We start from the raw sequence: 20,026 nt of genomic DNA, 5'->3' as shown, positions 1-20,026 counted from the left end.
ACCGACCCCTGAGCAGACCCCAGGCACTTCCTCAGAGGACGCTGAGAAGGCGTCCTCAGCGGCGCCGGCGGTCGGACAGGGCCCGCTGGGCCTCACGGTTCGCCTGGCGCTCGGCCAGGGCGTGCCGCTTGTCGTAGTCCTTCTTACCGCGGCCGGTGGCCAGCTCGACCTTCGCGTAGCCGTCCTTGAAGTACAGCGACAGCGGGATCAGCGAGACGCCCTGCTGCTCGACGGCCCGGATCATCTTCTGCAGCTCGTCCTTGTGCAGCAGCAGCTTGCGGGTCCGGCGCGGCTCGTGGTTCGTCCAGGTGCCGTGCTTGTACTCGGGGATGTGCATCCCCTGCAACCACAGCTCGTTGCCCCGGACGGCCGCGAACGCGTCGACCAGGGAGGCCCGACCCTGCCGCAGGGACTTCACCTCGGTCCCGGTCAGCACGAGTCCGGCCTCCACCACGTCCTCGATGTGGTAGTCGTGTCGCGCCTTACGGTTCTGCGCGATCGGTTTCCGGCCGGTCTCTTTCACCATCCGACCAGTATCCCAGATCGGTCAGAGCCACTTCATCGGATTAACCACGCGGCCGTCCTGGTAGACCATGAAGTGCAGGTGGCAGCCGGTGGAGTACCCGGTGGTGCCGACGTACCCGATGATCTCGCCGCGGCTGACGCGTTCGCCGACGCGGGCCTTGTAGCGGGACAGGTGGTTGTAGACGGTGGTGACCGAGTGCCCGTCGATCACGCCGTGCGAGATGAACACCCGGTTGCCGTAACCGCCGTTGTAGTACCGGTCCGTGATGACTCCACTGGCCGCCGCGCGGATCGGCGTACCGCAGCCGCCGCCGAAGTCGGTCCCGTCGTGCAGCTTCCAGTAGTGCAGGACCGGGTGGAACCGCATGCCGAACGGCGACGTGATGTAACTCTTGATCGGATAGCTGAGCCGGCCGTTGTCCTCCCGGTCGTCGGGAACCGGACGCGGTGGGCGGCCCTCCTTGCGGGCCTTCTCCCGCTCCGCCTTCTCCCGGGCCGCCTTGCGGCGGGCAGCAGCGGCCTTCTCGGCGCGGGCGCGGGCGATCAGGATCTGCTCGACCCGGCTGCGCTCACGCAGCAGGGCGTTGTACTGCGCCTGCTCGGTGATCTTCTCCTTCTCGGCGGCCTTGAACGCGACCAGCTTGGCCTGCGCGACCACGGCGGCCTCGGCCCGCTCAGCGGCCACCTGCTTGGTCAGCTCGGTGACCTGCTGCACGGTCCGCGCCGCCTCGGCCCGAGCGGCCTCCGCGGCTTTCTCGGCCTTCGCCACCTTGGCCCGCTTGCTGACGAGCTGGGCCTGCGCGTTGTTCAGGTTCGTGATCGCGTTGCCCTGGATGCCGAACACGTTCCGCTGGACCTGCATCCCGGTGGCGACGTCCGCCGGCGACGCGCCGCGCAGCGCGATCGCCAACCCGACCAGGCTGTTCTGCTGCTGGTACGCCGACCGGACGGCCCGGCCCGCCACCGCCTTCTTCTCGGCGATCAGCCGCTCGCCCGCCGCCACGTCGGCCACGGCCGCCCGCAGCGACCGCTCGGCGACCCGGAGCTTGCTCGCGGCAACCGCATCGGCCGCCTTCGCGGCCGCGAGCCGGCCCTGCGCGGCGGCGTACCGGGCCTGGACGGCCTTGTACTTCGCGTCCGCGACGTTGTACGCGGCAACCGATGTGCCGAGCTGGTCGGACGCGGCCGCGAGATCGGCCTTGGACTGGTCGATCTGCGAGTCGAGCTGCTTCTTCTTGGCGGCTGGATCCGGTGGGTCCGCCTGGGCAGGCGACACCACCGCCAGGACTCCGGCGGACAGGGACAGGACAAGGCAGCATGCGGCGACGACCGTCTGCCGGCCCGGTTTCGTGCGTGCGTCCGGGCGCGGCCTCGCGGAGGTGCCGGTGCTGTCGTCTCGCTTGATGCTCCCCCGCTCACGCGGGTTCGCACCGGGGAAGTGCGGGACCACAGGTCGCCCCCTTGCTCTGGGTTCACTTGTCGTGCGGTACAGGAGTGATTGCTGGTACTCCTGTTACCGCACGATAGATCACCGGGGTCAGACTTTGAGGTATTTCCGCGTCGTCAGGAATGTCGGGACCACGGCGAGCACCAGGCCGACCACGACCATGATCAGGGTCGCGCGGAAGGTTTCGGTCGCGCCGACCCAGTGCCAGACCCGGAACGTCTCCTGGGCCCGTTGCATGACGACGAAGTACACGCCGACCCACAAGGTGCCGCAGGCAAGGATCGCGCCGATGAGTGCTGCCAGGACCGCTTCGAGCAGGAACGGCAGCTGGATATAGAAGTTCGACGCGCCGACCAGCCGCATGATGCCTATCTCTCGTCTGCGGGCGTACGCCGCCAGCCGGATCGTGTTCGAGATCTGCATGAGGGCGGCGACCAACAAGAGGCCAGCGGCAACCAACGCGCCGACTTGCAAGCCGTTGAGTGCCTTGAACAATGGATCCAGGTACTGTCTGAGGTCCTGGACGGTGTCGACCCCCGGCAGGCCGGCGACCGCGCTGACCAGGTTCTGGTAGCGCTGCGGATCCCTCAGCTTGACCCGGAAGGACTCCTGCATCTGGTCCTCGGTGACCGTGGAGACGATCGGCGAGTCCTTGTACAGCTTCTTGAACTGATCGAACGCTTCCTTCTTCGACTCGCCGAACACGCCGTCGGGTGCGGTGTCCGGGTTCGTCTCGATCACCTGGCGGATCCGGTTCTTCTGCTCAGTCGTCACCTCGGTGCCCGAGCAGCCGCGGCCGCCGGAGTCCTTGGTGCAGAGGAAGACCGAGATCTGGATCTTGTCGTACCAGTTGCCCTTCATCAGCTCGACCTGCTCGCGGGCGAGCAGCGCGCTGCCGAACAGCGACAGCGAGACCCAGATGGTGACGACGACCGCGATCGTCATCGACAGGTTCCGCTTCAGGCCGATCCCGAGGTCGGAGAGGATGTAGTTGAGACGCATAGGTCAGTCAGTCCGTATCGTCGGGGTCTCAGTGCTGGTAGCCGTAGACGCCGCGCGACTCGTCGCGGACGACATGACCGTTCTCCAGCTCGATCACGCGCTTGCGCATCTGGTCGACGATCGACACGTCGTGGGTGGCCATGACGACCGTCGTCCCGGTGCGGTTGATCCGGTCCAGCAGCTTCATGATGCCGACCGACGTCCCCGGGTCCAGGTTTCCGGTCGGCTCGTCGGCGATCAGGATCATCGGCCGGTTCACGAACGCCCGGGCGATCGCGACCCGCTGCTGCTCACCGCCGGACAGCTCGTCGGGAAGCCGGTCCTCCTTGCCGTCCAGGCCGACCAGTTCCAGGACCTCGGGAACCGTCTTGCGGATGTGCGAGCGCGGCTTGCCGATCACCTGCAGAGCGAAGGCCACGTTCTCGGCGACCGTCTTGTTCGGCAGCAGCCGGAAGTCCTGGAAGACGGTGCCGATCTGGCGGCGCATCTGCGGGATCCGCCAGCTGGCCAGCCGGTTCAGGTCCTTGCCGGCCACCATGATGTGCCCCTTGGACGACCGGTGCTCGCGCAGGACCAGACGAAGGAACGTCGACTTGCCGGACCCGGAGGTGCCGACCAGGAAGACGAACTCGCCTTTCTCGATCTCGACGTTGACGTTCAGCAGAGCGGCCTTGGACTGGCCCTCGTACGTCTTTGACACATTCTCGAAGCGGATCACGGGATCATCCGGCCGTGGTCGGGAACAGGAAGCGACGCAGCGGTAACCACCAGGAGACCGTACGCCACCGGAGCGGCCGCGGATCAGTCTAGGGGCTCCCGGGCGTGGCGCCGACCAGGCGGGCCGGACCGTACGGCCGCGTCCGATACCCGGAGCGCGGCGCGCCGGATTCGAACGGGTGTCAGGCCGGGGCGGGGGTGGGACCGTTGGCGTGGTCGGGCCGGGCGTCGGCGATCCGGGCGAGGCCCGGCTCGGGTTTGCGGCCGGCTCTGCGGGCCGCCTCGACGTGCAGCCGGGCCAGCTCGACGGCCTGGCGGGAGACCTTCACGGTCTTCTTCTCAGCCATGGGCACTGTCTCCCTCGACGACCTCGGTATCTGTCTGTGCGATATCAGCGTACGCGGCCTGGCCGACGCGGTCGATCGCGACGGAGGCGGTCAGCGCGGCGACCAGGTCGTAGTCCTCTGGTTGTAACAGCTCCGACCGCATCAGTGAGCGGAGCGTGACGACACCGGCGTCCGTCCCGGCATCGGTGCCCTCGAGGATCTGCTCCACCGCCCACCGGACCATCCGCATCGTCTCCTCGCGGTGCCGCCAGACGTCGAGCTCACGGTCGGACTTGCGGGTCAGATAAGCACCCAGCATGACCCCACCCAGCGCCAGGAACGGACTCAGTACCGTGGCGACGACGCCGATCACCGCGATCCAGGTCGGAATCACGGGATACAGCTCGCCATCCATACGCGTCCTCCCAAATCCATGGTGGTGACCGGGCGATGATGCTACGAAGGGAGCGTTCCACCCGCCACCGACAGATCGTCAGAATGACAGAGGGGCAGTGTCACCGAGATGGACGAGCCGGACCGCTACGACGTGTTCGTGCAGGGGACTGTGTTCCTCGACATCGTGCTGACCGGTCTGGAGTCCGCCCCGACCACCGGGACCGAGATCTTCGCCGAGGGGATGGGGTCGTGCCCCGGCGGCGTCGCGAACTTCGCCATCGCCGCCAGCCGGCTCGGCCTGAAGACCGGGCTGGCCGCCGTCTTCGGCGACGACGTGTACGCCGACTTCTGCTGGCGGACCCTGGCCGACCAGGAGGGCGTGGACCTGTCCCACTCCCGCCGGATCGGCCACTGGCACTCCCCGGTCACCGTCTCGATGACGCTGGACCGGGACCGTGCGATGGTGACGCACGCGCACGAGGCGCCAGGTGACCCGAGCAAGCTGGTCGGTCCGGGCCTGAACACGCGCTCCGCGATCGTGCCGGTCGAGGACGAACTGCCCGGCTGGACGCTCGAGGCGATGCGGTCAGGTGCCCTGCTGTTCGGCGACGTCGGCTGGGACCCGACCGACCAGTGGTCCCCTGCCGTGCTCGACGTGCTGGAGGGCTTCCACGCGTTCACGCCGAACGCGAGCGAGGCGATGGCCTACACGCGGACCGACACGCCGAAGGCGGCGCTGCACAAGTTGGCCGAGCGTGTGCCACTGGCGGTGGTGACCAACGGCTCGGACGGCGTACTGGCGATCGACGCGACCACCGGCGAGGAGGAGCGGGTGCCGGCGCTGCCGGTCCGGTCCTACGACCCGACCGGGGCGGGTGACGTCTTCCTCGCCTCGCTCGTCCTCGGCACGCTGCGCGGCTGGCCGCTGGCCCACCGGCTGGCCTTCGGCAACCTGTGCGCCGGCCTGTCGGTCCAGCACTTCGGCGGCTCTCTCGCCGCGCCGGGCTGGGGCGACATCATCGACTGGGTCCGCGACCACAGCCGGCATCGCCCCGGAGGCGTCGACCCCGACGTCCTCCGGCACTACAGCTTCGTCGGCGACGTCCTCCCCGAGGGCCCCGTCCCGATCGTCCGCCGCGCCTCCGCCACGATCGCCCGGCTCTCCGACGCCTGAAATCGCGGACCGGGCGCCTCGGGAGTCGTAGGGTCCTGGGTGGCGCGGGCTGTGGGACCGCGCAGGAACCGGAGGTACGGCGACGTGGCGAATGCCGGTGTGACCAGGCGGCGGTTACTGGCGATGGGCAGCGGACTGGCGGCGGTCGCCGTCGTCGGCTGCGGCTCGAACACCGGGCGGGACACCGGTCAGGGCGGTTCGAGCGGCGACAAGCCGGCGCTGTCGCAGTGGTACCACCAGTACGGCGAAGCCGGCACGCAGCAGGCGGTCGAGCGGTACGCGAAGGAATACCCGGACGCCACCGTGACCGTGCAGTGGTCGCCGGGCGACTACGACAAGAAGGCGTCGACCGCGCTGCTGACCGACAACGGCCCGGACGTCTTCGAGTACGGCAACGGCCCCACCATCGACATGATCAAGGGCGGCCAGGTGGTCGACCTGACCGACCTGCTCGACGACGCGACCAAGGCCGACTTCACGCCGTCGCTGATCACCCGGATGATGTACCAGGACAAGCTGTACGGGATCCCGCAGGTGACCGACATGCAGTTGCTCGTCTACCGCCCGAGTCTCCTCAGCGCGGCCGGCGTCCGGCCGCCGCAGACCGTCGACGACCTGCTCGCGGCCGCGAAGGCGCTGACCGACGACAAGGTGAAGGGCCTGTTCGTCGGCAACGACGGCGGTGTCGGCATCCTCGGCGGCCCGGCCCTGTGGTCCGCCGGACTGGACTACCTCACCGAGGACAACCGGTTCGGCTTCGACGACCCGGCCGCGGCCGAGTCGCTGCGCAAGCTGCGCGAGCTGTTCACCTCGAAGAGCCTGTTGCTGGGGGCACCGACCGACTGGGCCGAGCCGTCCGCGTTCACCCAGGGCCTGACCGCGATGCAGTTCACCGGCCTGTGGAACCTGCCGGCGATCGAGAAGGCGCTCGCGGACGACTTCGGCGTACTTCCCTGGCCGAAGCTGAACGCGACCACCGGGGAGCCGAGTGTGCCGGTCGGCGCCTACGGCTCGCTCGTGAACGCGACGTCGAAGAACGTCGACGCGGCGGAGAAGTTCGTCAAGTGGCTGTGGGTCGACCAGACCGACAAGCAGCTCGACTTCGCCCAGGCGTACGGCTTCCACATCCCGGCCCGCAAAAGCCTGGCCGGGAAGGCGGACAAGCTGACGTCCGGCCCGGCCGCGGACGCGGTGAGGTTCGTGAACGAGAACGGGCGCGCGCAGACCCCGCTGCTGTGGTCGCCGAAGTCGGCGACGGCGTACTCCGACGCCCTCAACCGGATCATCCGCAACGGCAGCGACCCGGCCACCGAGATCAAGACGGTCAAGGCGGTCGCGGAGGCCGAACTCGAGCGCATCGCCGGATGAGTTCCGCGCTCGATCGTTCACGGCGTGGAGCGGTGGTGGATCAGCGAGCGATATCCGGCGAGTTGAAGCTGATCAGGCTGACGGCGACGTAGTGGAAGGCGAACGCCGCCACCGTGCAGGCGTGGAACACCTCATGGAATCCGAACCACCGTGGAGACGGGTTCGGCCGCCGTAGTGCGTAAACGAGCGCACCCAGGGAGTACAGCAGACCACCGGCCGCCAGGAGCGTCACCACAGCCGCACCTCCGCCGCGGTAGAAGTCGGGTAGCCAGAAGATCGCCACCCATCCGAGGGCGAGATAGATCGGCGTGTAGAACCAGCGCGGCGCATTGATCCAGAACACCCGGAACACCACGCCCAGCAAGGCTCCGCCCCAGGCCGCCGCCAGTAGTGCGACGCGATCCGCGCCGTGGAGCAGCAGGATGCCGAACGGTGTGTAGGTACCGGCGATCATCAGGAAGATGTTCGAATGATCGAGGCGGCGCAAGAGCGCCTGGGCCCTCGGACCCCACCGGAGGCGGTGATAGAGCGCTGAGACGCCGAACAGCAGTGACGACGCGACAGTGAAGATCACTGCCGCCGTCCGCGTACTCCCGTTCTGCGCCAGCAGGATGAGGATCAGCCCGGCCAGCAGCGCCAGCGGGAAGGTCCCTGCGTGCAGCACGCCGCGAAGGGTGGGTTTCAGCGGTTCGACGGTCTCTGCGATCGCGTCGCCGAGGTCACGGTTGTGGTCGGCCGGCATCGGTTCGCGCTCCTTCCTCGTCGGGCTGTTCCCGTACCCATACGGGACGGACCAGGAACGGCCGCGGCCCCCCACCGTTCGGTGAGGGGCCGCGGGCGTTGCCACTTTGAAATCAGAGCGCCTCGACGTACTCCGCCTGCTGGCCCTTCGGGCCCTGGGCGATGTCGAACTCGACGCGCTGATTCTCTTCGAGGCTACGGAAGCCGTCGGACTGGATGGCGGAGAAGTGGACGAACACGTCCGCGGCGCCGCCGTCGACGGTGATGAAGCCGAACCCCTTGTCGGCGTTGAACCACTTCACAGTTCCCTGTGCCATGTTGTTGCTCCTTTGTCGGAGATGGGGGCGAGCCGCAATCGCGACCGGCCCGGCCGTTCGTCGCATCGGCGGCACCGCACCATCTCTCGCAAAAGAAACACCCGGTCGCGGACGGATCCGCGGGCCGGGGGGTAAACCACAGCTTGTGAAACTTCGACCTGTCTTGTACAACCACTACCCCGGCCAGTTCATTCCCTGGCGCCGGATCGACAGACGGAAGTGATGGCCCGTCACTTCGCGTCACCTTCCCGCCGACGCCTGGTTTCGGCATGGCAGGGTGAGGGGATGATCACCGTGCATGCGCTGACCGACGAGGACCGAGAGCTGATCGCGCTGGCCCGGCGGACCGTCGACGAGAACACCGACGGGCCTGACGGCGTGTACACGATGGGCGCCGCCGTCCGGGGTGTGGACGGGCGGATGTACGCCGGCATCAACCTCTACCACTTCACCGGCGGGCCGTGCGCCGAGTTGGTCGCGCTCGGCCGGGCCCGGGCCGAAGGCGCTCGCGAACTCGCGACGATCGTCGCCGTGGGCAACGAGGGCCGCGGAGTGGTCGGCCCCTGCGGCCGGGACCGCCAGGTCCTGATCGACTACCACCCGGGCATTCGCGTCATTCTCCCCACTGCGGAAGGCGTCGGCTCGGTCCCCGTCACCGACCTCCTCCCCGAGTCCTACCGCTGGACGCCGAACCCCTGACCCACCGGCCGAGGACACTCCTGCAGTGAGGAGCTGAGACCTTTGGTGGCGAGCTGAGACCAGAAGGAGCAGGTCCCAGCCCGCCGGATCCTGTCCCAGGTCCCGCGGGCCGCGAACGGCTCAACGTGCGGACGGGATGATGTCTTTGGCGTACGCCGCCAGAGTTTCTTCCTTGGCGTCGTGCTGCAGGTAGACGGCGAACTGGTCGACGCCGAGTGACTTCAGCTCAGCCAGCCGGGCGAGGTGGTTCTCCGGCGGGCCGAGGATGCAGAACCGGTCCACGACCTCGTCCGGGACGAACGTCGTGTGCGGGTTGCCGGCGCGGCCGTGCTCGGAGTAGTCGTAGCCCTTGCGGCCCTCGATGTAGTCGGTCAGCGCCTTCGGCACCGCCCCGGACGTGCCGTAGCGGGCGACGATGTCGGCAACGTGGTTGCCGACCATCCCGCCGAACCACCGGGTCTGGTCGCGCTGGTGGTCCAGGTCGTCACCGACGTACGCCGGTGCCGCGACACAGAACTTGATCCCGGCCGGATCCCGGCCCGCCTCCTCGGCGGACCGGCGTACCGCCGCGATCATCCACTCGGCGATGTCCGGGTCGGCCAGCTGCAGGATGTAGCCGTCGCCGACCTGACCGGTCGCGGCCAGCGCCTTCGGGCCGTACGCGGCGACCCACACGTCCAGGGCGCCGTTCTCGACCCAGGCGAACTTGAGCTGCTGACCGCGGAACTCGACCGTCTCGCCGCGGGCCAGCGACCGGACCACGTCGACGCAGTGCTTCAGGTCGTCGATCGTGCCGGGCTTGGAGCCGAGCGTGCGCAACGCGGAGTCGCCGCGGCCGATCCCGCAGATCGTCCGGTTGCCGTACATCTCGTTCAAGGTGGCGAACTGGGACGCGATCACGGTCCAGTCCCGGGTGCCCGGGTTCGTCACCATCGGGCCCACGATCACCCGCTCGGTGGCGGCCAGAATCTGACTGTAGATGACGAACGGCTCCTGCCAGAGCAGGTGCGAGTCGAACGTCCAGACGTAGTCGAACCCCGCCTCCTCCGCCTTGTGCGCCAGGTCTACGACCGTGGACGCCGGCGGATCACACTGGAATACCACTCCGAAGTCCACTGTTCCCCCTCACACCAGGTACGACGAGAGGCCGCGCTCGAGGAACTTCCCCCGGCCCTTGCGGCCATGGTAGTTGCCGTCAGCCACGATCACCTCGCCGCGCGAGATGACGGTGCCCACCCGGCCTTTGATCTCGACCCCTTCGTACGCCGAGTAGTCCATGTTCATGTGGTGGGTGTCGACACTGATCCGGGTGGTCGCGTTCGGGTCGTACACGACCAGGTCCGCGTCGGAGCCGGGAGCGACGATCCCCTTCCGCGGGTACAGCCCGAACATCCGGGCCGGCGTGGTCGCGATCGTCTCCACCCAGCGCTCCAGCGACAGCTGCCCGTCCACGACGCCTTGGTAGATCAGGTCGACCCGGTGCTCGACCCCGCCGATCCCGTTCGGGATCTTGGAGAAGTCGCCGAGCCCGAGCTCCTTCTGGTCCTTCATGCAGAACGGGCAGTGGTCGGTCGAGACGATCGCCAGGTCGTTGCTCCGCAACCCCTTCCACAGGTCCTTCGCGTGCGACTCGTGCTTGCTCCGCAGCGGCGTCGAGCACACCCACTTCGCGCCCTCGAAACCCGGTGCGCCGAGCTGGTCCTCCAGGGTGAGGTACAGGTACTGCGGACAGGTCTCGGCGAACACGTTCCGGCCGGCGTCGCGCGCCTGCGCGACATGCTCGAGCGCCTGGCTGGCCGACAGGTGGACGATGTACAGCGGGCAGTCCCGGGCGACCTCGGCGAGCGCGATCGCCCGGTTCGTCGCCTCCGCCTCCAGCGCGGCCGGCCGGGTGATGCCGTGGTAGATCGGGTCGGTCTCGCCGCGGGCGATCGCCTGCTGCACCAGCACGTCGATCGCGATCCCGTTCTCCGCGTGCATCATGACCATCGCGCCGTTCTCCCGCGCGGTCTGCATCGCCCGCAGGATCTGGCCGTCGTCGGAGTAGAAGACCCCCGGATAGGCCATGAACAGCTTGAAACTGGTCACGCCCTCGTCCGAGACGAGCTGGTCCATCGCCTTCAGCGAGTCGTCGTCGACACCGCCGAGGATCATGTGGAACGCGTAGTCGATGTGGCAGTTGCCGTCGGCCTTCGCGTGCCAGGCGGCCAGTCCGTCCTGGACGACCTCACCGGTCCGCTGGACGGCGAAGTCGATGATGGTCGTCGTCCCGCCCCAGGCGGCGGCCCGGGTGCCGGTGTCGAACGTGTCACTCGCCGCCGTGCCGCCGAACGGCAGCTCCATGTGCGTGTGCGCATCGATCCCGCCCGGGATCACGTACTTGCCCGCGGCATCGATCATTTGGTCGGGCGTGATCGAGTGGCCGAACGACGGGTCCAGCAGCGCGACGATCTTCTCGCCCTCGACCAGGACGTCGGCGACCTGTGTCCCGGTCGGTCCGACGACGGTTCCACCCTTGACCAGCAACGACATGTCCGCACTCCCCTTCGAGACGGCGTTGACGCTTCGAGACCCTTCTACGGCTTGGTCAGGTCGCCGTAGGCGTCCGGGCGGCGGTCGCGGTAGAACTGCCAGCGGTCCCGGACTGTGTCCAGCAGGCCCAGGTCCAGATCCCGGACGATCAGTTCCGGATCGTGGTCGTGCCCGACGTCACCGACGAACTTGCCCTCGGGGTCGACGAAGTACGACGTACCGTAGAAATCGTTGTCACCGTAGTCCGACTCGATGCCGACCCGGTTGATCGCGCCGATGAAGTACTCGTTCGCCACCGCCGAGGCGGGCTGCTCGAGCTTCCACAGGTACGACGACAGTCCGCGGTGGGTCGCTGACGGATTGAACACGATCTTGGCCCCGGCCAGGCCGAGCGCCCGCCACCCCTCGGGGAAGTGCCGGTCGTAGCAGATGTACACCCCGATCCGGCCGACCGCGGTGTCGAACACCGGATAACCGAGGTTGCCGGGCCGGAAGTAGAACTTCTCCCAGAAGCCCTTGACCTGCGGGATGTGGTTCTTCCGGTACTTGCCCAGGTACTTGCCGTCAGCATCTATCACGGCGGCCGTGTTGTACAGCACGCCTGGCTGCTCCTGCTCGTACACCGGCAGCACCATCACCATCCCGAGCTCCTCGGCCAGCGCGGCGAACCGCTCCGTCGTCGGCCCCGGCACGGACTCGGCGTACTCGTAGAACTTGGCATCCTGGAGCTGGCAGAAATACGGCCCGTAGAACAACTCCTGGAAGCAGATCACCCGCGCCCCGGCCGCGGCCGCCTGTCGCACATACTCCTCGTGCGCCTTGATCATGGACTCCTTGTCACCCGTCCACGACGTCTGCACCAACGCAGCCCGCACAACCTCCGCCATCAGCCCTCCCACCACTAGCCGAGCACCCATGCTCCATCCGCTCCCCCACGCCAGTCAACGGATGCCGGGATCCCGGCGAGCACGGAGAGTCAGATCGTGATGCTGCGGGGCGGTTCTGGGAGTACCCGGCCGCCGACTGTGGCCTGGGCCGGCGGGTGCCAGGTGGTGTGGAGGTGGGAGCCTCGGCCTTGGACGACAAGCAGGTTGCGGGTCAGGTGGGCGGTGAGCTGGGTGACCGCGGAGCCGGTGGCTTCGTCTTCCGGGACGCCCATGGCGGGGGCGAAGGCGCGGGCGCGGACGGTACCGGCAGGTTCGTCGATCCAGGACCAGAGGTAGGTGTGGCCGGCTGAGTACGACGTGGGGTCGGCCGCGAGGACGGCTTCCGGGGTGTCGAGCTGGTGCCAGTCCCAGCGGCTGCCCCAGGTGGTGTCGGCGCGGACACGGACGAGGTCGCCGTCGTAGCTGACGGGGATCGTGCCGGCGGGGACTTCCAGCGAATCCACCGGGTGACCCTGGGAGTGGAACCACCAGGCGGTGCCGACGGTGGGATGTCCGGCGAAGGTCATCTCGCCGGTGGGGGTGAAGATCCGGATTGTGCCGGTGTCCGCGTCGTCGACGTACACGGTCTCGCTGTAGCCGAGCTCGGCGGCCACGCGCTGGCGTTCGACGGGTGGGACGGATGCGCCGTCGACGATGCCCAGCGGGTTGCCGAAGCGGCCGTGGGGGTCGGTGAAGACCCGGACGACCTCGACGTGAACCGCGGTCACTCCGGGTGCTCGCCGGGACTCAGAAGACGACGATCGCGGCGACGACGGCGATCAGGACGACGGCCGCGAGGACGCCGGCGAGGACACGGCCGTTCAGCTTCGGCTCGGCGGTCGCCTCGGCCTGGCCCTCGTTCACGAAGGCGCGGAACATCTGGGTGTTCGCGCCCGGGTCCTGCTCGTTCTCGACGTTGTGCGGGACGTTCTGCTCAGCCATGTCCCCAGACCCTACCTGGCCGCGGACCCCGCGCCGCGGACCGCCCGGCGAACCTCACGAAGACCTGATGTACCATTCGGTACATGCGCCTCGATCACTCCGTCACGGTCCAGGCCCCGCCCGAGCGGGTCTGGCAGGTGTACAGCGACGTCGAGCGGTGGCCCGAGTGGACGCCGACGATCGAGTCCGTCGAGCGGCTCGACGAAGGCCGCCTGCGGGTCGGCGCCCGGACGCGAATCCGCCAGCCGAAGCTCCCGGTCGCGGTCTGGGAGGTGACCGAACTCAAGGAGGGCGAGTACTTCGAATGGGTCTCGAAAGCGCCGGGCATCCGGACGACCGGGGGCCACCGGGTGGCGAGTACGCCGGACGGCACGGTCGCGACCGCCACCATCATCCAGGAGGGCCCGCTCGGCTGGCTGTTCGGCAAGCTGTACGCCGGCCTCACCCGCCGCTACATCCGGACCGAGGCCGAGAGGCTGAAGCAGATCAGTGAGCGCGCGTAGCGAGCTCACCGTCGAGCACAGCGCCGCAGGCGACTCAGCCGCTTCGCAGCGAAGCGAGGACGCGGATGAGTCGTGACGCTCTACTGAGCGATGCGGTCGAGCACTTCGCGAAGAACGGCATCGGCGACGCGAGCCTTCGGGGCATCGCGACCGCGATTGGGACCAGCCACCGGATGCTGATCTACCACTTCGGCTCCCGCGAGGGACTGCTGGCCGAGGTGGTCCGGACGGTCGAGCAGCAGCAGCGTGACCTGCTCGCCGACGTGCTGGCGCAGGAGCTGCCGATCGAGGAGCAGGCCGACCTGTTCTGGCGCCGGGTCACCGAGGCGACACTGGTCTACGGCCCGCTGTTCTTCGAGTTGAGCGCCCACGCGATGCAGGACCGGCCGCACACCGCGGCTCTCAAGGCGGATCTGATCGACGTCTGGCTGCCGCCGGTGATCGAGCTGTGCATCCGTGCAGGCATTCCGCCGGAGGAGGCACCGGCGTACGCACGCCTCGGCCTCGCCGCCTCGCGTGGACTGCTGTTCGACCTGCTGCTCACCGGCGACCGGCACGCGGTCGACGAGGCGTCCGCGCTGCTGAACCGGCTGTTCAGTCTCCCGGCTCGGTAGGCGTCGCGACCCAGCCGGCCACGATCGGCAGCCGCGACTCCCGCAGTACGGCGACGAACCCGAACGGCCGGTCCAGCGTCACCTCGAGCCGCCGCGCCTGCCGGGTCGGCATCGAGGTCCGCATCAACCCCATCGCGGTCACGGCCGCGGCCTCGAACCCGGTGGCGAAGAACCGCGCGAGCACTTTCTGCTTGGCCTGCCCGACGGCGAGCGGTGTCGGGCTGATCGCGCCGAAGTGCCCGTGCGCGCCCGGGTCCGTGGAGACCGTGCTCAACCCGAACAACTCACGCGCAGCCATCAGATCGTGCTCCGCCTCCACGGTGAACGACGGCAGCGACAGCTTCAGGTCCGGCCGCGGCACCGTCGTCTGGCCGACCTTCACCCCAGGGGCGACCTCCGCCCCCGGTTCGCCCTGCCCGAGCAGCTGAGAACCCGGTACGCCGTCCGTCGACCGGACTGCTGTCTCGATGAGCGCGGGCAGCACCTCGTCCTGCGACTCCTGCGGCTGCCCGATGCCCAGCAGCACGTCGACATCCGCGTCACCAGGGACCGTCACGACAGTCAACCCCGCCGTCCCCGGATGCTCGTACCGGCGTACGGCGTCCAGGTCGCCGTCGACCCGCTCGAGCCAGTGCCACGAACCGCCGGACCACGGACCGTCGTAGAACCGCCGGACCTGCTCCTTGAACGGCGTCACCCAGGTCGTCCGGAGCGACAGCGCGGACGCGAGCACGAGCATCAGGTCGGGCGTGACCTCGATCGGCATCTCGCGGATCAGGTCGTCGGTGTGGCCGGCGGCCCAGGCGTCGAGCTTCGGCTTGTCGACGGACGCGTCGCCGGTCAGCGTGCCGACGAGCGGCGCCGGCATCACGCTGTCGAACGACTCGGCGAGCTTCAACCGCTCCTGCACCCAGACACCGAGCGCCGCGTGCAGGTCGTCCGACCCCTCGATCGCCTGGATCAGCTCGAGCGCCTGTCGTGAGCCCGCCGACGCCCCGACGCCCGCGGCCGCGGCCAGCTCGGCGCGACCCGGTTCATCCGCGGCGGTCGCAAGGATCGCGAGCAGCGGCCACAGGCCGAGGCCCGACACCACGGTGTTGCCCTCCGGGAGGTTCCGGGCCCAGCGGGCGGTCAGGTCGTTGACGGCGCGCACCACGTCGGCATCCATTCCTCCACCCTGCCACGCTCCCGGCCCGCGACCGACGCGGACCGCCAAGCCATCACGATTGCCCGGGTGCGCACCTGCCCCGCGTGCGGCTCCGCCGGGACGCCGATTGTGATGGCCTGGCAGTCCGGGCCGACGCGAGTATTCCCCGCGACCACGCGGGTTTTCCCTCGACGCACGCGCCGGGTCCTCGTTCGGATGCGTTCCGCTGTGTCAGGATGCCGCCCATGACGGCCAACCCGACCGCCCCACCGCCGGTCGATTCCGAGCCGCCCGACGCGGAGAAGAAGGAGCCGGCGGGCTCCTCGATCGCGTTCACCGCGACCCTGGTCCTGCTGGTCGGGCTGGCGCTGTTCGGGCGGCGGATCTTCGCCGGATGGTTCACCGACGAGGGCATCCGGACGTGGGCGACGATGTTCGTCGGCGTCACGGTCCAGGCGATCCCGTTCCTGGTCCTCGGTGTGCTGCTGTCGGCCGCGCTGACGGCGTTCATCCCTCCGTCGTTCTTCGCGAGGGCGCTGCCCAAGCGGCCGGCCCTGGCGGTGCCGGTCGCCAGCGCGTCCGGTGTCGTCCTGCCCGGCTGCGAGTGCGCTTCGGTGCCGGTGTCGGCCGCGTTGATGAACCGCGGTGTCACTCCGGCCGCGGCGATCGCGTTCCTGCTGTCCGCGCCGGCGATCAACCCGGTCGTGCTGGCGTCCACCGCGGTCGCGTTCCCGGGGCAGCCGAAGGTGGTGGCCGCCCGGGCGGTGACCTCGCTCGGGGTGTCGATGATTCTCGGCTGGTTGTTCCTGGCGACCGGCAGGGGCGCGTCCTGGCTGCGGATGCCGAAGAACCGGCACGCCGAGGGGACCGGGAAGTTCGACGTGTTCCGGTCGGCGATGCTGCACGACTTCCTGCACGCCGGCGGTTTCCTGGTGATCGGCGCGGCCGCGGCCGCCACGCTGAACGTCGTCGTACCGCGCAGCTGGCTCGACCACGTGGCCGGGAACCTGCTGCTGTCCGTGGTGATCCTCGGGCTGCTCGCCGTACTGCTCGCGATCTGCTCCGAGGCGGACGCGTTCGTCGCCGCCAGCCTGACCCAGTTCTCGCTGACCGCGAAGCTCGCGTTCATGGTGGTCGGTCCGGTCGTCGACGTGAAGCTGATCGCGTTGCAGACCGGCACCTTCGGTCCCAGGTTCGCCGCCCGGTTCGCACCGGCCACGTTCGTGGTCGCGATCCTGGCCAGTCTCCTCGTCGGGTGGTGGTTGTTGTGAGGCGCAACGTTGCCGGGCTGGTGGTGGTGTTCGTCGGGGCCGCGGTGGTGCAGCTGGCCACGTCGAACACGTATCTGCGGTACGTGAAGCCCGGGATGCGGTGGATGCTGCTCGCGGCCGGGCTGATCCTGATCGCGCTCGCGGTGGTCGACGTACTGGCGGACACCCGCAAGAAGGAGCATGCCGACGACGGCCACGGGCACCACGGCCTGCCGCGGGCGGCCTGGTTGCTGCTGGTCCCGATCTTCGCGCTGCTCGTCGTCGACCCGCCGGCGCTCGGCGCGGACGCGGCGCAGCGGCAGTCGCCGGTCGCGGCCAAACCGGCGGATCCGAAGAGCAACTCCTGGCTGGCGAACAACTCCCGGGGCGACGCCCCGGTGGCGCTGGCCGTCCGGGACTACTCCGTCTGGGCGGTCTGGGAGAAGGAGAGCATGAAGGGCCGCGCGTTCACGCTGACCGGCTTCGTCACCCCGGCGAAGAACGGCACCTGGTACGTGACCCGCATCGGCCTGACCTGCTGCGTCGCCGACGGTACGGCGTTCATGGTCGAGGCCCGCGGCCAGGCCGCCCCACCCAAGAACCAGTGGGTCACGGTCACCGGCGAGTGGGCCGAGCCGACCAGGCGGGCCGACGGCGACGTGGCCGCCCTCACCGTGGAGTCGATCACGACGGTCCCCGCGCCCGCCAACCCCTACGAGTGACTCACACTTCCTCGTCCCGCGCCGTTCCATCTCCGTGAAGCGAACTGTCGAACCCAAGGTCCTCTACTTCGGTACGCCGGTCGTCCTGATCAGCTCCCGCAACCCGGACGGCACCACCAACCTCGGCCCGATGTCGTCCGCCTGGTGGCTCGGGTACACCGCGATGCTCGGGATGAGCGCCGGCTCGCAGACGGTCAAGAACCTGACCGAGCGCCCGGAGGCGGTGCTCAACCTGGTCGACCCGGCCATGGTCGCCGCCCTCGACCGGATCGCCCTGCTCACCGGCTCGACGGAGATGTCGGACGCCAAGCGCGCCCGCGGCTACCGGTACGAACCGGACAAGTTCGGTGCCGCCGGGCTGACCCGCGCGCCGAGCGACCTGGTCGACGTGGACGCCGTGCTGGAGAGCCCGATCAACCTCGAGGGCCGGATCGAGGCGATCTTCGACGTGGGTGGCGCGGGGTCGAACCTGCGGGCGCTGGAGATGAAGATCGAGCGCGTGCACGTGCGCGAGGACCTGCTGATGAGCAACGACCGCTACATCGACCCGCTGGCCTGGGACCCGCTGATCATGAAGTTCACCGAGTACTTCGCCGGCGGCGCACCGGCGTACGCGTCCTCGCTGGCCCGCGGCTGGCAGATGCCGCCGATGCCGCTACCGGCCAACTGACCCGGTGAGGATCCGCTCGCCGGGCTCCGCCGGCCGCGGGGTCAGGCGGCGGATCACCGTGCACGCCATCCCGCCGATGATCAGGACGGCCGCAACCGCCTGCTGCACGCCGATCGCCTCGCCGCGGAGCAGCCAGGCCGCGCCCATCCCGACCACGGGCACCAGCAGCGAGAACGGCGCCACGGTGCTGGCGTCGTACTGGCGCAGCAGGTAGCCCCACACCCCGAAGCCGAACAGGGTCGCGACGAAGGCCAGGTAGCCGAGGGCGCCGACTCCGGTCAGGTCGATGCTCCGCAGCGCGTCCACGTCGGCCCGCGGCCCTTCGACGATCAGCGACAGCAGGAGCAGTGGTACGACGGCCACCGCGCTCACCCAGACCATGAAACGCAGCGTGTCCTGCGGCTTCGCGTGCCGGGTGATCGTGTTCGAGACACCCCAGCACGCGCCCGCGGCGATCACCAGGGCGAGCGCACCCAGCGGCGCCGACAGCCCGCGGTCCAGCATGATCAGCAGCATCCCGGCGCACGCGATCGTGATCCCGGCGGCCTGGGTCACGCGCGGCCGTTCCCGCAGGACGACGATCGCGAACAGGACCGTGAAGATCACCTGGCTCTGCAGCACCAGCGACGACAGGCCGGCCGGGACACCCCGGTCCATCGCGACGAACAGCAGGCCGAACTTGGCCACCCCGAGGGCGAGTCCGACGCCGACCACGTACCGCCAGGCCACCTGCGGCCGGCCGACGAGGAAGATCGCCGGGACCGCGGCGAGAAAGAACCGGAGCGCGGAGAACAGCAACGGCGGGAAGTCCTCCAGGCCGACCTCGATGACGACGAAGTTCACGCCCCAAGCGATGACGACGGCGAGCGCGAGCATCAGGTCACGAGGTTTCATGCGGTCCAGTCTGCGCGGGACTACACTTAAGAACCAGCACTGATTGCTACCGCCTTCGATGTAGGAGTGCTACATGATCGATCTCGGTCGGCTGCGGGCCCTGCACGCGGTCTCGCTCTACGGGTCGGTGAACCGCGCCGCCGAGGTGCTGGGCTACACCCCGTCCGCGGTGTCGCAGCAGTTGGCCAAGCTGGAGCGGGAGACGCACACCGTCCTGGTCGAACGCCGCGGCCGCGGGATCGTGCTCACCGACGCGGCCCAGCAGTTGGCCGCGACCGCGGCTCGGGTGCTCGAGCTCGTCGAGGACGCCGAGCTGACACTGGAGGAGCAGCGCGGTCAGGCCATCGGCACACTGACGATCGCGGCGTTCCCGACCGCTGCGCGCGGCCTGCTGCCGGGCGCGCTGTCGACGTTGATCGACGAGCACCCGAACCTCGACGTCCGGGTGATCGAGGTCGACCCGTTCGAGGCTGTCGCCGCGGTCAACCGCGGCGAGATCCACGTCGCGGTCGTGCACGACTGGCACAACACCCCGCTCACGCTGCCCGAGGGACTGTCCCGGCTGAAACTCGGCTCCGAGCCGGCCGACGTCCTGGTGCCGGCGACGCACCGGCTGGCCGGCAAGGAGTTCGTCCGCGCCGAGGACCTGGTCGGCGAGCGCTGGATCTGCCAGCCGGCCGGCTCCATCTGTCACGAGTGGCTGATGCGGACGATGCGGCGCGCCGGTGTCGAGCCGGACGTCGCCTACTCGATCGCGGAGTACCAGACCCAGCTGGCGATGCTTGCCCGCGGCATCGGCATCGGACTGCTTCCCCGGCTCGGCCGCGGTACCGTCCCGGACGGTGTCGTCGTCATCCCGCTCCAGCCTGCGCCGAGCCGCCGGTTGTACGCCGTCTGGCGGACGACGGCCGCCCGCCGGCCCGCGATCGCGGTCACGCTGGCGACCCTGCAGGCCGCGTGGCCCGCCCGCGACACCGCCTGATCGATTCTGATCACCTTGTGCGACCGGTTGACAGCGTTCCGCGCCAGGGGCTACGTTCCGGTGAATTAATAGGAAACCTTCCTAACCATCCGCTTCGTCCCCGCCCCGACGCAGTAGGAGGCAGTTCATGAT

At 69.1% G+C, this 20,026-nt stretch carries 24 protein-coding genes; 9 read left to right on the top strand and 15 right to left on the bottom strand.

Annotation, left to right across the window (positions count from 1 at the left end):
- Positions 1-55: 55 nt before the first annotated feature.
- From smpB to E1218_RS27185, 6 genes are all read right to left on the bottom strand, one after another.
- Positions 56-526 (bottom strand): SsrA-binding protein SmpB, encoded by a 471-nt coding sequence (gene smpB, locus E1218_RS27205; RefSeq protein ID WP_132325167.1) that lies wholly within the window; start codon positions 524-526, stop codon positions 56-58.
- 21 nt (positions 527-547) lie between these two features.
- On the bottom strand, positions 548-1,804 hold the full coding sequence (locus E1218_RS27200; RefSeq protein WP_233712496.1) for a M23 family metallopeptidase: 1,257 nt from the start codon (positions 1,802-1,804) through the stop codon (positions 548-550).
- 258 nt (positions 1,805-2,062) lie between these two features.
- A complete protein-coding gene (gene ftsX / locus E1218_RS27195) occupies positions 2,063-2,974 on the bottom strand; it encodes a permease-like cell division protein FtsX (RefSeq protein WP_132325162.1) in 912 nt (303 codons plus the stop codon).
- A 28-nt stretch (positions 2,975-3,002) separates the two neighbouring features.
- Complete coding sequence (gene ftsE / locus E1218_RS27190; RefSeq protein WP_132325159.1) at positions 3,003-3,692, bottom strand: cell division ATP-binding protein FtsE; 690 nt, start codon at positions 3,690-3,692, stop codon at positions 3,003-3,005.
- Positions 3,693-3,873: 181 nt separating this feature from the next.
- Positions 3,874-4,038 (bottom strand): hypothetical protein, encoded by a 165-nt coding sequence (locus tag E1218_RS36260; protein WP_165949440.1) that lies wholly within the window; start codon positions 4,036-4,038, stop codon positions 3,874-3,876.
- Positions 4,031-4,432 (bottom strand): hypothetical protein, encoded by a 402-nt coding sequence (locus tag E1218_RS27185; RefSeq protein ID WP_132325156.1) that lies wholly within the window; start codon positions 4,430-4,432, stop codon positions 4,031-4,033. Before E1218_RS27185 ends, E1218_RS36260 begins: the two co-directional genes overlap by 8 nt.
- 108 nt (positions 4,433-4,540) lie before the next feature.
- Here E1218_RS27185 and E1218_RS27180 point away from each other — a divergent pair, with 108 nt between their 5' ends.
- The gene (locus tag E1218_RS27180; protein ID WP_132325153.1) at positions 4,541-5,587 is read left to right on the top strand and encodes a PfkB family carbohydrate kinase; all 1,047 of its coding nucleotides are present in this window, start codon (positions 4,541-4,543) and stop codon (positions 5,585-5,587) included.
- Positions 5,588-5,671: 84 nt separating this feature from the next.
- Positions 5,672-6,955 (top strand): ABC transporter substrate-binding protein, encoded by a 1,284-nt coding sequence (locus E1218_RS27175; protein ID WP_233712495.1) that lies wholly within the window; start codon positions 5,672-5,674, stop codon positions 6,953-6,955.
- 40 nt (positions 6,956-6,995) lie between these two features.
- Here the strand turns inward: E1218_RS27175 and trhA are convergent, their stop codons facing one another.
- Entirely contained in the window at positions 6,996-7,697 is a 702-nt protein-coding gene (gene trhA, locus E1218_RS27170; RefSeq protein ID WP_132325150.1) for a PAQR family membrane homeostasis protein TrhA, read from the bottom strand.
- Between the two features lie 112 nt (positions 7,698-7,809).
- Positions 7,810-8,013 carry a cold-shock protein gene (locus E1218_RS27165; RefSeq protein WP_132325148.1) on the bottom strand — a complete coding sequence of 68 codons (204 nt, stop codon included), beginning with the start codon at positions 8,011-8,013 and terminating at the stop codon, positions 7,810-7,812.
- A 285-nt stretch (positions 8,014-8,298) separates the two neighbouring features.
- Here E1218_RS27165 and E1218_RS27160 point away from each other — a divergent pair, with 285 nt between their 5' ends.
- Positions 8,299-8,712 carry a cytidine deaminase family protein gene (locus E1218_RS27160; protein WP_132325145.1) on the top strand — a complete coding sequence of 138 codons (414 nt, stop codon included), beginning with the start codon at positions 8,299-8,301 and terminating at the stop codon, positions 8,710-8,712.
- 120 nt (positions 8,713-8,832) lie between these two features.
- On the opposite strand, the gene E1218_RS27155 is transcribed toward E1218_RS27160, so the two are convergent.
- From E1218_RS27155 to E1218_RS27135, 5 genes are all read right to left on the bottom strand, one after another.
- Entirely contained in the window at positions 8,833-9,828 is a 996-nt protein-coding gene (locus tag E1218_RS27155; protein WP_132325142.1) for a TIGR03842 family LLM class F420-dependent oxidoreductase, read from the bottom strand.
- 9 nt (positions 9,829-9,837) lie between these two features.
- Positions 9,838-11,244 carry a dihydropyrimidinase gene (gene hydA, locus E1218_RS27150; RefSeq protein ID WP_132325139.1) on the bottom strand — a complete coding sequence of 469 codons (1,407 nt, stop codon included), beginning with the start codon at positions 11,242-11,244 and terminating at the stop codon, positions 9,838-9,840.
- Between the two features lie 44 nt (positions 11,245-11,288).
- Positions 11,289-12,131, bottom strand: a complete 843-nt coding sequence (locus tag E1218_RS27145) for a nitrilase-related carbon-nitrogen hydrolase (RefSeq protein ID WP_132325136.1) — start codon at positions 12,129-12,131, stop codon at positions 11,289-11,291.
- 89 nt (positions 12,132-12,220) lie between these two features.
- Positions 12,221-12,898 carry a PhzF family phenazine biosynthesis protein gene (locus E1218_RS27140; RefSeq protein WP_132325133.1) on the bottom strand — a complete coding sequence of 226 codons (678 nt, stop codon included), beginning with the start codon at positions 12,896-12,898 and terminating at the stop codon, positions 12,221-12,223.
- Between the two features lie 19 nt (positions 12,899-12,917).
- Positions 12,918-13,112, bottom strand: coding sequence for a hypothetical protein (locus tag E1218_RS27135; RefSeq protein ID WP_132325131.1), 195 nt, complete (start codon positions 13,110-13,112; stop codon positions 12,918-12,920).
- A gap of 83 nt (positions 13,113-13,195) precedes the next feature.
- On the opposite strand from E1218_RS27135, the gene E1218_RS27130 reads away from it, so the two are divergent.
- Together E1218_RS27130 and E1218_RS27125 are read left to right on the top strand one after the other, a co-directional pair.
- Positions 13,196-13,615 carry an SRPBCC family protein gene (locus E1218_RS27130; RefSeq protein WP_132325128.1) on the top strand — a complete coding sequence of 140 codons (420 nt, stop codon included), beginning with the start codon at positions 13,196-13,198 and terminating at the stop codon, positions 13,613-13,615.
- A gap of 65 nt (positions 13,616-13,680) precedes the next feature.
- The gene (locus E1218_RS27125; RefSeq protein WP_132325125.1) at positions 13,681-14,229 is read left to right on the top strand and encodes a TetR/AcrR family transcriptional regulator; all 549 of its coding nucleotides are present in this window, start codon (positions 13,681-13,683) and stop codon (positions 14,227-14,229) included.
- Here E1218_RS27125 and E1218_RS27120 read toward each other — a convergent pair.
- Entirely contained in the window at positions 14,210-15,397 is a 1,188-nt protein-coding gene (locus tag E1218_RS27120; protein ID WP_132325122.1) for a serpin family protein, read from the bottom strand. The two genes, E1218_RS27125 and E1218_RS27120, sit on opposite strands and share 20 nt — an antisense overlap.
- A gap of 224 nt (positions 15,398-15,621) precedes the next feature.
- On the opposite strand from E1218_RS27120, the gene E1218_RS27115 reads away from it, so the two are divergent.
- From E1218_RS27115 to E1218_RS27105, 3 genes are read left to right on the top strand one after another with little or no spacing between them, the layout of a single operon-like run.
- Positions 15,622-16,647 (top strand): permease, encoded by a 1,026-nt coding sequence (locus E1218_RS27115; protein ID WP_132325119.1) that lies wholly within the window; start codon positions 15,622-15,624, stop codon positions 16,645-16,647.
- Positions 16,644-17,348 (top strand): TIGR03943 family putative permease subunit, encoded by a 705-nt coding sequence (locus tag E1218_RS27110; protein ID WP_132325116.1) that lies wholly within the window; start codon positions 16,644-16,646, stop codon positions 17,346-17,348. The genes E1218_RS27115 and E1218_RS27110 overlap by 4 nt, the downstream gene beginning before the upstream one ends.
- Before the next feature lie 34 nt (positions 17,349-17,382).
- Positions 17,383-18,018, top strand: coding sequence for a flavin reductase family protein (locus E1218_RS27105; protein ID WP_132325113.1), 636 nt, complete (start codon positions 17,383-17,385; stop codon positions 18,016-18,018).
- On the opposite strand, the gene E1218_RS27100 is transcribed toward E1218_RS27105, so the two are convergent.
- Positions 18,004-18,912 carry an EamA family transporter gene (locus E1218_RS27100; protein ID WP_132325110.1) on the bottom strand — a complete coding sequence of 303 codons (909 nt, stop codon included), beginning with the start codon at positions 18,910-18,912 and terminating at the stop codon, positions 18,004-18,006. The two genes, E1218_RS27105 and E1218_RS27100, sit on opposite strands and share 15 nt — an antisense overlap.
- A 73-nt stretch (positions 18,913-18,985) precedes the next feature.
- Between E1218_RS27100 and E1218_RS27095 the strand changes: the two genes are divergently transcribed.
- Entirely contained in the window at positions 18,986-19,894 is a 909-nt protein-coding gene (locus tag E1218_RS27095) for a LysR family transcriptional regulator (protein WP_132325108.1), read from the top strand.
- Positions 19,895-20,026: the final 132 nt, after the last annotated feature.

This window comes from Kribbella turkmenica, from assembly GCF_004348725.1.
Lineage (GTDB): Bacteria > Actinomycetota > Actinomycetes > Propionibacteriales > Kribbellaceae > Kribbella > Kribbella turkmenica.
This window is presented reverse-complemented; position numbering and strand designations above follow the sequence as displayed.

What these genes read in the sequence shown, in the direction of transcription:
- smpB (WP_132325167.1), bottom strand. Translation starts at nt 526, where the DNA reads ATGGTGAAAGAGACCGGCCGGAAACCGATCGCGCAGAACCGTAAGGCG.
- ftsX (WP_132325162.1), bottom strand. Translation starts at nt 2,974, where the DNA reads ATGCGTCTCAACTACATCCTCTCCGACCTCGGGATCGGCCTGAAGCGG.
- E1218_RS36260 (WP_165949440.1), bottom strand. Translation starts at nt 4,038, where the DNA reads ATGGCTGAGAAGAAGACCGTGAAGGTCTCCCGCCAGGCCGTCGAGCTG.
- E1218_RS27185 (WP_132325156.1), bottom strand. Translation starts at nt 4,432, where the DNA reads ATGGATGGCGAGCTGTATCCCGTGATTCCGACCTGGATCGCGGTGATC.
- E1218_RS27180 (WP_132325153.1), top strand. Translation starts at nt 4,541, where the DNA reads ATGGACGAGCCGGACCGCTACGACGTGTTCGTGCAGGGGACTGTGTTC.
- trhA (WP_132325150.1), bottom strand. Translation starts at nt 7,697, where the DNA reads ATGCCGGCCGACCACAACCGTGACCTCGGCGACGCGATCGCAGAGACC.
- E1218_RS27165 (WP_132325148.1), bottom strand. Translation starts at nt 8,013, where the DNA reads ATGGCACAGGGAACTGTGAAGTGGTTCAACGCCGACAAGGGGTTCGGC.
- E1218_RS27160 (WP_132325145.1), top strand. Translation starts at nt 8,299, where the DNA reads ATGATCACCGTGCATGCGCTGACCGACGAGGACCGAGAGCTGATCGCG.
- hydA (WP_132325139.1), bottom strand. Translation starts at nt 11,244, where the DNA reads ATGTCGTTGCTGGTCAAGGGTGGAACCGTCGTCGGACCGACCGGGACA.
- E1218_RS27145 (WP_132325136.1), bottom strand. Translation starts at nt 12,131, where the DNA reads ATGGCGGAGGTTGTGCGGGCTGCGTTGGTGCAGACGTCGTGGACGGGT.
- E1218_RS27135 (WP_132325131.1), bottom strand. Translation starts at nt 13,112, where the DNA reads ATGGCTGAGCAGAACGTCCCGCACAACGTCGAGAACGAGCAGGACCCG.
- E1218_RS27130 (WP_132325128.1), top strand. Translation starts at nt 13,196, where the DNA reads ATGCGCCTCGATCACTCCGTCACGGTCCAGGCCCCGCCCGAGCGGGTC.
- E1218_RS27125 (WP_132325125.1), top strand. Translation starts at nt 13,681, where the DNA reads ATGAGTCGTGACGCTCTACTGAGCGATGCGGTCGAGCACTTCGCGAAG.
- E1218_RS27120 (WP_132325122.1), bottom strand. Translation starts at nt 15,397, where the DNA reads ATGGATGCCGACGTGGTGCGCGCCGTCAACGACCTGACCGCCCGCTGG.
- E1218_RS27115 (WP_132325119.1), top strand. Translation starts at nt 15,622, where the DNA reads ATGACGGCCAACCCGACCGCCCCACCGCCGGTCGATTCCGAGCCGCCC.
- E1218_RS27100 (WP_132325110.1), bottom strand. Translation starts at nt 18,912, where the DNA reads ATGAAACCTCGTGACCTGATGCTCGCGCTCGCCGTCGTCATCGCTTGG.
- E1218_RS27095 (WP_132325108.1), top strand. Translation starts at nt 18,986, where the DNA reads ATGATCGATCTCGGTCGGCTGCGGGCCCTGCACGCGGTCTCGCTCTAC.